The following is an 11761-nucleotide window of genomic DNA, read 5'->3' as shown; positions in this document are numbered from 1 at the left end:
AGCCGGACCGAAAAGAATGTCGATCTCCGATCCTCCTGCAGGCGCACGCCCGCACTCCACCGTCGCTTCGCGTTGGTTGGCCCCCCTGTTGCTGTTCGCCGTGGGATTCATCCTGGTTCCATGGGCGCATACATGCCAGCTGTCCTGCGTGCCGGGTGACATGGCAGACGCTCGATTCAATGGCGTGGTGCTCGAGCACTTCTATCGCTGGTTGATCGGGCTGGACGCCAGCCTGCTCAGTCCTTCGTTCTTCTACCCGGTCCCGGGGGCGCTCACGTTCTCCGACAACCACTGGGGAACGGCGTGGATCTACTCTGTATACAGGGCGCTGGGTTGGGACCGGTACCAGGCGTTCGACCTCTGGTACCTGACAGGTTTCGTCGCGAACTACGTGGTCTGCCATCTTGTTTTCCGCCGGATGCGGTTCTCCCCCCTGGCCAGTGCGGTCGCGGCGTTTGCCTTCACCTTTGCCATGCCGGTACTTGCCCGGCACGGTCATGCTCAGTTGACTTATCGTTTCCTGATGCCCGTTGCGCTGCTGTTGTGGCAGCGTTTTTCCGTGGACGGACGCTGGCGCTGGATTGCCGGGCTGGCCGTTGCGGTGGTCGCCCAGTTCTACGCGTCGATCTATCTGGGATATTTCACCCTGCTGCTGCTGGTGGCATGGTGCCTGGCTCAATGGGCGATCGAGGGCGTGGGGCCGCGTCGCTGGATGGCTCAGCTGTTGCAATGGAGGCAGGCATCCGTCCGCCGCGAGCTTGTTCTGGTGGTGGTCACCCTCTTGGTCGCGGCTGCAGCGATGGTCGCGCTGATGTATCCCTACCTTCATTACTCGAAGTTGTATGGATTCGGCCGTGGCGTGGAAGAGGTGTTGTCGCTGCTGCCAAGACCGCAGAGCTACCTGCTGGCGGACTACTCCGCGCTCTGGCATGTGCCAAGCAGCTGGATCGGGCATGACGTCCCGATGCGCCACGAGCAGCAGATATTCTTTGGTTTGGGCATCCTCGGATTGGCGGCGCTTGGCTTGCTGCATTCCGGGTCGCGCGTGCGCTGGGTCGCCGTTTCATCTGTCGTGATACTGATGCTTCTCACGATGGCAGTCGGCGGCCATTCGTTGTATCTGTTCCTGGCTGAGCTGCCGGGAATCGGCTCTATCCGTGCAATGGCCCGCATAGGCCTTGTGCTGGTGTTGCCGCTGTCGTTGCTGGTGGCACTGGGGGTTGAGTCAGTTCGTACCGGCGCACTGGCATGGAAGATCGTCGCTGCGATGTTCGCGCTGATGATGGTGGTGGAAGCCGCAACGCTGCGCACCGATAAGTTCGGCAGGGCTCAGGCCATCGAGCGCATCGAAGCGCTGCGCGGCCGGCTTCCCTCTGCGATGCCGGACCACGCCATCCTGTTCAATCCTGCGGGACCGGGGGTCAACCCGGCTGTCTCCGAGCTGGACGGTGTCATCCTGGCTCAGGATCTCGGCAGGCCCACTCTGAATGGCTATTCGGGCAACATCGCGCCGGGATACCATGCGCGCGATAATGTCGCGCCCTGCGTCCAAGCGTTGTATCGTATTACCGCTGCCACCGGCAATGGGGGAGTAGCTGAGGCGGACAAGGCGGCGGTGGGTGCATTGGAGAACATCGTGGTACTGGATCCGCTGTCCTGCAAGGTGCACGCCGGCGAGGTACTCGACCTGGCCAATGCTGCCGGTGTGTCCATTCAGGTTGCTTCCATGAGCCAGAGTCCTGCGGGCGGTTACCTCGTATCAGTTCGGGTAATCAACAATACTGCGATGGCATTGAATACTCAGGATGGGCTTCCGCAACCGCTACGGCTGTCCTGGCAACTTTCCCGCGACGGCGCTCTTCTGGATCCGGGGGCATGGTCTACGCGTGTCGACCTTTCCGGTTCCGGGATTCTCGGGCCCCAGGAGGTCCGTGAGGTATCGTTCCTGATACCGGAGGCCGCCGCTGGGCAGCAGATCGGAATCAGTGCGGTGCTCGAAGGCCGTGCGTGGTTGCACGATCATGGTCTCGTCCCTACCACCGTTCCAGTGGGTGGCAGTGAGCGCTCGGTTGCGGTTCACTGACGCTGCGGACGCATCCCGGTGCGCTGTTCGCTGAGGCAATGAGTTCGGGACGGTACGGCAGCAGCCTCCTACGCGCGCGGCCCGACCACGCACGAGCTATTACTACATCATGGTTTGAATCGAGGCACGATGAAAATTGCAATCGCGGGTACCGGTTATGTTGGCCTTTCGAACGGTGTGCTTCTCGCCAAGCACCACGAAGTGGTTGCCCTCGACCTGATCGCAGAAAAGGTCGAAAAGCTTAATCGGGGGCAGTCGCCCATTGTCGATGCGGATATCGAGAAGGCGCTCGCCGGTGAAAAGCTCAACTTCCGCGCCACGCTGGACCCGCGTGATGCGTACGAAGGTGCAGCCTTCGTGATCATCGCGACGCCGACCGATTACGACCCGGTCACGAACTACTTCAATACGCGTTCGATCGAATCCGTCATCGCGCAGGTCCTGGAGATCAATCCGGCTGCGACGATGATCATCAAGTCGACCATTCCGGTGGGCTTCACCTCCAAGGCGCGCGAACAATTCGGCACCCGCAACATCATCTTCTCGCCGGAGTTCCTGCGCGAGGGCCGTGCGCTGCACGATAATCTCCATCCTTCCCGCATCATCGTGGGAGACCACACCGAGGCAGCGAAGACGTTCGCATCGCTGTTGCAGGAAGGTGCTGAAAAGAAGGATGTCGCGGTACTTTTCACGGATTCGACCGAAGCAGAAGCGATCAAGTTGTTCGCCAACACCTACCTGGCGATGCGCGTTTCCTACTTCAATGAGCTGGATACCTATGCCCAGACCCATGGACTGGATAGTCGACAGATAATCGAAGGAATTTCGCTGGACCCGCGGATTGGGGGAGGGTACAACAATCCCTCGTTCGGCTATGGCGGGTATTGCTTGCCGAAGGATACAAAGCAGCTGCTGGCCAACTACCAGGCTGTACCGCAGAACCTGATCCGCGCCATTGTCGAGTCCAATACGACTCGAAAGGACTTCATTGCTGCGGATATCCTGGCCCGCAATCCGAAGGTTGTTGGCGTCTATCGACTGATCATGAAGGCCGGGTCGGACAACTTCAGGTCCTCGAGCATCCAGGGAATCATGAAGCGGATCAAGGCAAAGGGCATCGAGGTGATCGTGCACGAGCCCGCACTCGATGCCGAGGAATTCTTCAATTCCCGGGTCGTGAACGATCTGGCTGATTTCAAGGCGCAGTCGGACGTGATCATCAGCAACCGGATGGCGGATGCGCTCGTCGATGTCGCAGACAAGGTTTACACGCGCGATCTCTTCGGTGACAACTGACGGATGTATTGATTGCCTGACGGGCAAGAAAGAAAGGGCCGGGTATCGCAACCCGGCCCTTTCAGTATCACCGTTCGAGTCGAATCAAGCGCGGCCGTAGCTGTCCTCGAACCGCACGATATCGTCCTCGCCCAGGTAACTTCCGGACTGTACTTCAATCAGCTCCAGTGGCAGCCTGCCCGGATTCTTCAGCCGGTGCGTCACGCCCAGCGGGATGTAGGTGCTCTGGTTCTCGCTCAGCAGGATGACCTCGTCACCACGGGTGACCTCGGCGGTCCCGCTGACCACGATCCAGTGCTCTGCGCGATGATGATGCATCTGCAGGCTCAGTGTCGCGCCGGGCTTGACCGTGATGCGCTTGACCTGGAACCGCGCGCCGTTATCGATGGAGTCATACGCGCCCCACGGACGATAGACCTTGCGATGCGCCGCCGCCTCGCTTCGACCATCCCGTTTGATCTGTCCGACGATCTCCTTGACGTCCTGAACGCGATCCTTGTGGCCGACGAACACGGCGTCGTCAGTTTCGACGACGACTACATCCCGCAGCCCCACCATGGTGATCAGGCGGCTGCCGTAGGCGTAGCTGTCTTTGCAATCCAATGCAATGACGTCGCCGTGATAGGCGTTGCCTTCCGCATCCTTGTCGGAAACGTCCCACAGCGCAGACCACGAGCCTACGTCGTTCCAACCTGCATCAAGCGGCACGACGGCGGCGTCGGCGGTTTTTTCCATGACAGCGTAGTCAATCGAATCGTTCGGGCTGGCGGCGAAGGCATCGGCATCCAGACGGACGAAATCGCTGTCCCGGCTGGCTTTGTCCAACGCCGCACGGCAGGCAGCGAGGATCGCCGGCTGCAATGCTTCCAGTTCAGCCAGGTAGCGGGAGGCCTTGAACAGGAACATGCCGCTGTTCCAGTAGTACTCGCCCGAGGCGACATACTGCTCCGCAGTCTGCAGGTCGGGCTTCTCCACGAAGCGCTCGACCGCGCGGACGCCGTCACCACTCACCGCCTTGATGTAGCCATATCCCGTCTCCGGCGTGGTCGGCACGATGCCGAACGTGACCAGTTTGCCTGCATCCGCCGCGACGGCGGCCTGCTGCACCGCCGCGTGGAACGCGGGCTCGTTGCGGACAACGTGGTCCGACGGAAGTACCAGCAGCAGCGCATCATCGCCAGCGGACAGTGCCTGCAGCGCAGCGATGGCGATTGCCGGGGCGGTATTTCGCCCTATCGGCTCAAGGATCAGCGCCTGCGGCGAGGCATCGCACTCACGCAGTTGCTCGGCTGCCATGAAGCGGTGTTCTTGGTTGGCCACAACGATCGGCGGCTTCCCGGCAATGGAGGCAACACGCTTCCACGTCGCCTGCAGCATGGTGTCATCACCGACCAAGGGGAGGAACTGCTTCGGATATGCCTCGCGCGAAAGCGGCCAGAGGCGGGTGCCGGAACCGCCGGAAAGGATCACGGGAACAATGGGCAGCATGTTGTTTCTTCCTGAATCAGTGATTGGCTGGACTGCCGCCGATCAGGGCGGTCAGTTCATTGGTACGGGACTGCAGCAGCGCGGCGTCACCACGGGTTTCAACGTTCAGCCGCAGCAGCGGTTCAGTATTGGAGCTGCGCAGGTTGAAGCGCCATTCGGCGAACTCGGCGCTGATGCCGTCGGTTTTGTCGATGGCCGGTTGCTGGCTCTCGTAGTGCGTCATTACCCGTGCGACTGTGGCCTTGGCATCATCGACGCGGAAGTTGATCTCTCCGCTGCAGGGGAATGCCTGCATGCGGTCGGCGACCAGTTCGCCCAGCGTCTTGCCGGTGCTGGAGACCAGGCCGGCGATCAAGAGCCAGGGAATCATGCCTGAATCGCAATAGGAAAATTCGCGGAAATAATGGTGTGCGCTCATCTCGCCGCCGTAAATCGCGTCTTCCGCGCGCATGCGCTCCTTGATGAAGGCATGGCCGGTTTTGCTCATGATCGGAACGCCACCGGCCTGTTCGGCCATCTCCACGGTATTCCAGGTCAGGCGTGGATCATGGATGACCTTGCCGCCGGGGCTGCGTGCGATCAATGTGGAAGCCAGCAGGCCGACCAGGTAGTAGCCTTCGATGAAGCTGCCTTCGGCGTCGAAGAAGAAGCAGCGGTCGAAGTCGCCGTCCCAGGCGATGCCAAAGTCGGCGCCGTGCTCCCGCACCGCGTCACGCGTAGCGGCACGGTTTTCCTGCAGCAGCGGATTCGGGATGCCGTTGGGGAAGCTGCCATCAGGCTGGTGCTGGATGCTGATGAACTCGAAAGGCAGGTGCGGGGCCAGCTCGTCGATGACGATGCCCGCGCCGCCGTTGCCGGCATTGGTCACGATTTTCAATGGCTTGAGCTGGCTGACATCGACATAACCGAGCAGGTGCTTGATGTAGGCGGACTTGTCACCATCCCGCGTGACACGGCCCTTGCCGGTGCCCAGCGGCGCATCGGAGGCGGCGAAATCGCGGATGGTGAACAGCCCGGTGTCACCGCTGATCGGTTTGGCGTCCTCGCGGACCAGCTTCATGCCGTTGTAGTCCATCGGGTTATGGCTGGCGGTGACCATGATGCCGCCGGCTGCTTTGCGATGGAATGTCTGGAAATAGACTTCCTCCGTCCCGCACAGCCCGATGTCGACCACGTCGCGGCCGCTGGCGGTAAGCCCTTCGATCGCCGCAGCGTGGAGCTCCGGGCTGCTGAGTCGGATGTCATGACCCACGACAACGGGACCCGGGCCCAGCAGGGCGGCCGTGCCGGCACCGATGCGGCGGGCGAGAGCCGCGTCCAGTTCATCCGGAACGCGACCACGGATGTCATAGGCTTTGAAGCACGGAAGGGTCATCAATGCAGTCCTCACGGAGTTGACCCGTGATTATAACGATAGCTTCCGCAAGGACGGGTGATACAGGCCGTATGCTTGCGAAAGATGTCCCGCGACCAATGACGCTGGATAACCCATTGATTATCCAGCGTCTGGGTGCCTCGCTCAGCTCAGTGCGGCTTCCAGCTCCGGCAGCAAGGTAAACAGATCCCCCACCAGCCCGATATCGGCGATCTCGAAGATCGGTGAATCCGGATCCTTGTTGATCGCCACGATCGTGCCGGCATCCTTGATACCGGTCAGGTGCTGGATGGCACCACTGATGCCGATCGCCACATACAGTTCCGGTGCGATGATCTTCCCGGTCTGCCCGACCTGCAGCTCATTGGGTACATAGCCCGCATCGACGGCGGCGCGCGAGGCACCGACGGCAGCGCCCAGCTTGTCCGCCAGCTGGTAGATGACCTTGAAGTTCTCTTCCGAACCGACGCCGCGGCCACCGGAGACCACGCGCTTGGCGCTCTGCAGGTCAGGACGGTCGCTACTGGCGGCGGCCAGGCCGACAAAGCGGGTGTGGGTCGGCAAGGTGCCATCGATGCTCAGCGCTTCCACGTTGGCGCTGCCGCCCTGGGCGGCTTCAGGCCAGGAGGCGCTGCGCACGGTGGCGACCACGGTCTGGTCGGCCGGGGCCTCCACGGTGATGATCGCGTTGCCGGCGTAGATCGGGCGCTTGAAGGTATGGCTGCCTTCCACGGTCATCAGGTCGGACACCTGGGCGACGCCCAGCAGGGCGGCCACGCAGGGCATCAGGTCCTTGCCGAAGGTGGTGGACGGACCGAACACGTGGCTGTAACCGGCGGCGGCCTTGGCGATCTGCGGTGCCAGCACCTGCGCGATCGGATTCGCGTTGGCGGCATTGGCCACGGTCAGCACCTTGCTGACACCGCTGATCTTTGCCGCCTCGGCCGCAACGGCGGCCGGATCGGCAGCCAGCACCAGCACGTGCACTTCGGCGCCGCTGATCGCGGACGCTGCGCTGACGGTCTTGGCGGTGGCGGCGTTGAGCTTGCCGTCGTGGTGCTCGGCGATGACGAGAATCGTGCTCATTACAGCAACCCCTTCTGCTTGAGTGCGGCCACCAGTTCGGCGGCATCCTTGACCATCACGCCCTTGCTCCGCTTGCCGGGTGCGGCATAGGTGGTGGTCTTCAGGGTATCCACGGCATCAACCCCCAGGTCCGCCAGCTGCAGGGTCTCCAGCGGCTTGGCCTTGGCCTTCATGATGTCGGGCAGCTTGATGAAGCGCGGCTCGTTCAGGCGCAGGTCGGTGGTGACCACGGCAGGCAGGTCCACTTCCAGCGTTTCCAGGCCGGCATCGACTTCACGGATCACCGTGGCCTTGCCATCGGAAATTTCCAGCTTGCTGGCGAAGGTCGCCTGCGGGCGGCCCCAGATCGTGGCCAGCATCTGGCCGGTCTGGCTGGCGTCGTCATCGATGGCCTGCTTGCCCAGGATGACCAGCTCCGGCTGTTCTTTTTCGATCAGCTTGAGCAGGGCACGCGCGGCAGTGAGCGGCTGGATGGCCTCGTCGGTCACGATGTGGATGGCGCGGTTGGCGCCCATGGCCAAGCCGTTACGCAGGTGTGCCTGGGCGTCGGCCGGGGCAATGGTGGCGACGATGACTTCGCTGGCGATGCCCTTGTCGCGCAGGCGAAGGGCTTCTTCCAAGGCGATTTCATCAAAGGGATTGGGCGACAGCTTGACGCCGTCGGTTACCACGCCGGAGCCGTCCGGCTTGACCTGAATGCGGACGTTGTAGTCCACCACGCGCTTGTACGCGACGAGGATTTTCATCTGGTACGGGTCCTTCAATATCGAGGGTCGTCCGGTCCTGGCAACAGCAACCGGTTCGGGGGTGGGACCCCGATTCTAACTGGCGATTGCCGACCATGCGAATGCGTATGGTGCAGCCAATTCATTGCTGCAGCGCCGCATGGGTACAGGCATCCCATTCACGGTCCATCCCCAGACCGTGGCGGGGCGCGTTGTATGCTGTTGCGCTGAATAGGCTGCGGCTCAACGCACAGTCAGTGCACGGATCAGGAGAACTAGGTAGTGCCCACTTGGCTTGTCACCGGCGGCGCCGGATTCATTGGCGGTAATTTCGTCCTCGACGCAGTGACCCGCGGAGCGAAGATCGTCAATCTCGATGCCCTCACCTATGCCGGCAACCTCAAGACCTTAAGCAGCCTGGAAGGCCATCCCGGCCATGTGTTCGTGCAAGGTGACATAGCAGACAGTGCGCTGGTCCAGCGGCTGCTGGATGAGCATCAGCCGGACGCGGTCCTGAACTTTGCCGCCGAAAGCCACGTCGACCGTTCCATCGACGGCCCGGGCGCCTTCATCCAGACCAACGTGGTCGGCACGCTCGGCCTGCTGGAAGCGGTGCGCGACTACTGGAAGGCGCTGCCGGCCGACAAGGGCGCGGCGTTCCGTTTCCTGCACGTGTCCACCGACGAGGTCTACGGCACGTTGGGCGAGACCGGCAAGTTCAGCGAGACCACGCCGTACGCGCCAAACTCGCCGTACTCGGCGTCCAAGGCGGCCTCGGATCATCTGGTGCGCGCGTTCCACCACACCTACGGGCTGCCGGTGCTCACCACCAACTGCTCGAACAACTACGGGCCGTACCACTTCCCGGAGAAACTCATTCCGCTGGTGATCGCCAAGGCGCTGGCCGGCGAGCCGTTGCCGGTATACGGGGATGGCAAGCAGGTGCGTGACTGGCTGTTCGTGTCCGATCACTGCGAAGCGATCCGCACCGTGCTGGCCAAGGGCCGCGTCGGCGAAACCTACAATGTCGGTGGCAATTCCGAAAAGCAGAATATCGAAGTGGTGCAGGCGATCTGCGCATTGCTGGATGCGCGTCGCCCGCGCGAAGACGGCCAGCCGCGCAGCAGCCAGATCACCTACGTCGCCGATCGTCCGGGCCATGACCGTCGCTATGCGATCGATGCGTCCAAGCTGAAGGACGAACTGGGTTGGGAGCCGGCGTATACGTTCGAGCAGGGCATCGGCTTCACCGTCGACTGGTACCTTGACAATCAGGAATGGGTAAACGGCGTGCTGGATGGCAGTTACCGCCTGCAGCGCATCGGCACAACCGCCTGAGCCCACAAAGGACCACGTACCCATGACGCAGACGCAGCGTAAAGGCATCATCCTGGCCGGGGGCTCCGGCACCCGGCTGTATCCGATCACCAAGGGCGTCGGCAAGCAGCTGCTGCCGGTGTACGACAAGCCGATGATCTACTACCCACTCAGCGTGCTGATGCTGGCGGGCATCCGTGAAGTCCTGATCATCAATACCCCGCATGAGCAGGCGCTGTTCCAGCAGCTGCTGGGCGACGGTTCGCAATGGGGCATGGACATCCAGTACGCCGCCCAGCCGAGCCCGGATGGCCTGGCCCAAGCGTTTCTGATCGGACGCGAATTCCTGGACGGCAGACCAAGCTGCTTGGTGCTCGGCGACAACGTATTCCATGGCCACGGCCTGACGGAAGTGCTCAAGCGTGCTGACGCGCGCGCGAATGGCGCGACCGTGTTCGGCTACTGGGTCAACGATCCGGAACGCTATGGCGTGGCTGAGTTCGACAAGGACGGCAGGGTGATCGGGCTGGCGGAAAAACCGGCCACGCCACGTTCGAACTATGCGGTGACCGGTCTGTATTTCTACGACGGCAAGGCTAGCCAATATGCGGCTGAGTTGAAGCCCTCCGCGCGTGGCGAACTGGAGATCACCGACCTCAACCAGCGCTACCTGGATGAGGGTGCATTGCGGCTGGAGCCGCTGGGCCGCGGTTATGCGTGGCTGGACACCGGCACCCACCAGTCGCTGCTTGAAGCGTCCAATTTCATCGAGACCATCCAGACCCGCCAGGGCCTGCAGGTGTGCTGCCCGGAAGAGATCGCACTGGGCAATGGGTGGATAGATTTGGCCCAGCTCGAAGCCTTGGCCGCGCCACTGATCAAGAATGCCTACGGCCAATACCTGCACCAGCTCGCACTCAGGGGTTCGGTTCCATGAAAGTCATCGAGACCCGCCTGGCGGGCTGTGTGGTAATCGAGCCACACGTGCATGGAGATGCACGCGGATTCTTCTTCGAAGGCTGGAATCGCGAACGTTTCTCTGCGCAAGGCCTTCCGATGGACTTCGTGCAGAGCAATATCTCATCGTCGTCGCGTGGCGTGTTGCGCGGCCTGCATTACCAGTGGCCGCGTCCACAGGGAAAACTGGTGAGCGTTCTGGAGGGCGAGGTCTACGACGTCGCCGTGGATATCCGACGTGGATCGCCCACCTTTGGCCAATGGGAGGCGGTGGTATTGAGCGCCGAGAACAAGCGGCAGTTCTGGATACCAGAGGGGTTTGCCCATGGCTTCGCCGTGCTTTCGGAGCGCGCGCTTTTCCATTACCTGTGCACCGAGGTGTATGTCGCCGACGCCGACGCCACCGTACGCTGGAATGACGCCGACATCGCAGTGGATTGGCCGGTCAGCGTTCCGCAGCTGTCGGCCAAGGATGAATCCGCGCCCTTCCTTGCCGATATCGCGGAAGAGCGGCTGCCGGTTTTCGCCGCATGACGATCCTCGTGTTCGGCGGCAACGGCCAGGTCGGCCGAGAGCTGCTACGTGCGCTGTCTTCCTTGGGCACGGTTGTGACCACCACGCGCAGCGGCACGTTGACGGACGATAGCACCTGTGAGGTTGCGGACTTCGATCAGCCCGATTCACTGGTTGCGCTGCTGGGCCGCGTGCGCCCCGATATCGTCGTCAACGCCGCCGCCTACACGGCGGTGGACAAGGCGGAACAGGACGCTGAAGCTGCCTTCCGTGCCAACGCCGAGGCACCCGGCGTGATCGCGCGCTGGTGCTCGCGGGCCGGTGTGCCGTTCGTGCATTACTCCACCGATTATGTGTTCGATGGTGAAGGCACCGCACCCTATCGCGAAGACCAGCCAACGGCCCCGCTGGGTGTATATGGCACAAGCAAGCGTGATGGCGAAGACCGGGTGCGTGCGGCCGGCGGTCGCCACCTGATCTTCCGCACGGCGTGGGTGTATGCCGCACACGGCAACAATTTCCTGAGGACCATGCTGCGTATCGGGACCGAGCGTCCTGCACTGCGTGTCGTGGCCGACCAGATTGGTACGCCGACACCCGCAGCGTTGATTGCTGACGTCACCGCGCAGGCACTGCAGCATGCGGGTGGCCTGTCCGGCACGTGGCATCTCACCGCTTCTGGCCAGACCAGCTGGCATGGCTTTGCCGAGGCGATTTTCGCAGAAGCCCTCGCGCGTGGCGTTCTGCCCAGGGTGCCGAGCGTGCAAGCGATTGCCAGCTCGGAATACCCGACGCCGGCCAAGCGACCGTCATGGTCAGTACTGGACAACAGCAAACTGCAGCAGGATTTTGACATCCTGCTGCCGGATTGGCAGGAAGGGCTCAAGCGGGTAATCGGGGAGCTCACACCTTGATTTGAAG

The 11761-nt window shown here is 62.2% G+C and carries 10 protein-coding genes; 6 read left to right on the top strand and 4 right to left on the bottom strand.

The features are described 5' to 3' along the window. Positions 1 to 16 precede the first annotated feature (16 nt). Positions 17 to 2083, top strand: coding sequence for a DUF6311 domain-containing protein (locus tag H9654_RS13940; protein ID WP_191771320.1), 2067 nt, complete (start codon positions 17 to 19; stop codon positions 2081 to 2083). Between the two features lie 129 nt (positions 2084 to 2212). Further along, on the top strand, positions 2213 to 3379 hold the full coding sequence (locus H9654_RS13935; RefSeq protein ID WP_191771319.1) for a nucleotide sugar dehydrogenase: 1167 nt from the start codon (positions 2213 to 2215) through the stop codon (positions 3377 to 3379). Between the two features lie 84 nt (positions 3380 to 3463). On the opposite strand, the gene H9654_RS13930 is transcribed toward H9654_RS13935, so the two are convergent. The 4 genes from H9654_RS13930 to H9654_RS13915 all read right to left on the bottom strand — a co-directional run bounded on the left by H9654_RS13930 (position 3464) and on the right by H9654_RS13915 (position 8074). Further along, positions 3464 to 4867 carry a mannose-1-phosphate guanylyltransferase/mannose-6-phosphate isomerase gene (locus H9654_RS13930; RefSeq protein ID WP_191771318.1) on the bottom strand — a complete coding sequence of 468 codons (1404 nt, stop codon included), beginning with the start codon at positions 4865 to 4867 and terminating at the stop codon, positions 3464 to 3466. Between the two features lie 16 nt (positions 4868 to 4883). After that, complete coding sequence (locus tag H9654_RS13925; RefSeq protein WP_318241144.1) at positions 4884 to 6242, bottom strand: phosphohexomutase domain-containing protein; 1359 nt, start codon at positions 6240 to 6242, stop codon at positions 4884 to 4886. Between the two features lie 144 nt (positions 6243 to 6386). Continuing rightward, entirely contained in the window at positions 6387 to 7328 is a 942-nt protein-coding gene (locus H9654_RS13920) for an electron transfer flavoprotein subunit alpha/FixB family protein (protein ID WP_191771316.1), read from the bottom strand. After that, complete coding sequence (locus H9654_RS13915) at positions 7328 to 8074, bottom strand: electron transfer flavoprotein subunit beta/FixA family protein (RefSeq protein WP_191771315.1); 747 nt, start codon at positions 8072 to 8074, stop codon at positions 7328 to 7330. The genes H9654_RS13920 and H9654_RS13915 overlap by 1 nt, the downstream gene beginning before the upstream one ends. A 261-nt stretch (positions 8075 to 8335) precedes the next feature. Between H9654_RS13915 and rfbB the strand changes: the two genes are divergently transcribed. Genes rfbB through rfbD form a run of 4 tightly spaced genes read left to right on the top strand, consistent with a single transcriptional unit; the run spans position 8336 to position 11754 of the window. Next, positions 8336 to 9391 carry a dTDP-glucose 4,6-dehydratase gene (gene rfbB / locus H9654_RS13910; RefSeq protein ID WP_191771314.1) on the top strand — a complete coding sequence of 352 codons (1056 nt, stop codon included), beginning with the start codon at positions 8336 to 8338 and terminating at the stop codon, positions 9389 to 9391. A 22-nt stretch (positions 9392 to 9413) separates the two neighbouring features. Further along, a complete protein-coding gene (gene rfbA, locus H9654_RS13905; protein WP_191771313.1) occupies positions 9414 to 10307 on the top strand; it encodes a glucose-1-phosphate thymidylyltransferase RfbA in 894 nt (297 codons plus the stop codon). Beyond that, entirely contained in the window at positions 10304 to 10861 is a 558-nt protein-coding gene (rfbC, locus tag H9654_RS13900; RefSeq protein ID WP_191771312.1) for a dTDP-4-dehydrorhamnose 3,5-epimerase, read from the top strand. Before rfbA ends, rfbC begins: the two co-directional genes overlap by 4 nt. Beyond that, positions 10858 to 11754, top strand: a complete 897-nt coding sequence (gene rfbD / locus H9654_RS13895; RefSeq protein ID WP_191771311.1) for a dTDP-4-dehydrorhamnose reductase — start codon at positions 10858 to 10860, stop codon at positions 11752 to 11754. Before rfbC ends, rfbD begins: the two co-directional genes overlap by 4 nt. Positions 11755 to 11761: the final 7 nt, after the last annotated feature.

It is taken from the genome of Stenotrophomonas lacuserhaii, from assembly GCF_014836545.1.
In the GTDB taxonomy this organism is placed as follows: Bacteria; Pseudomonadota; Gammaproteobacteria; order Xanthomonadales; family Xanthomonadaceae; genus Stenotrophomonas; species Stenotrophomonas lacuserhaii.
This window is presented reverse-complemented; position numbering and strand designations above follow the sequence as displayed.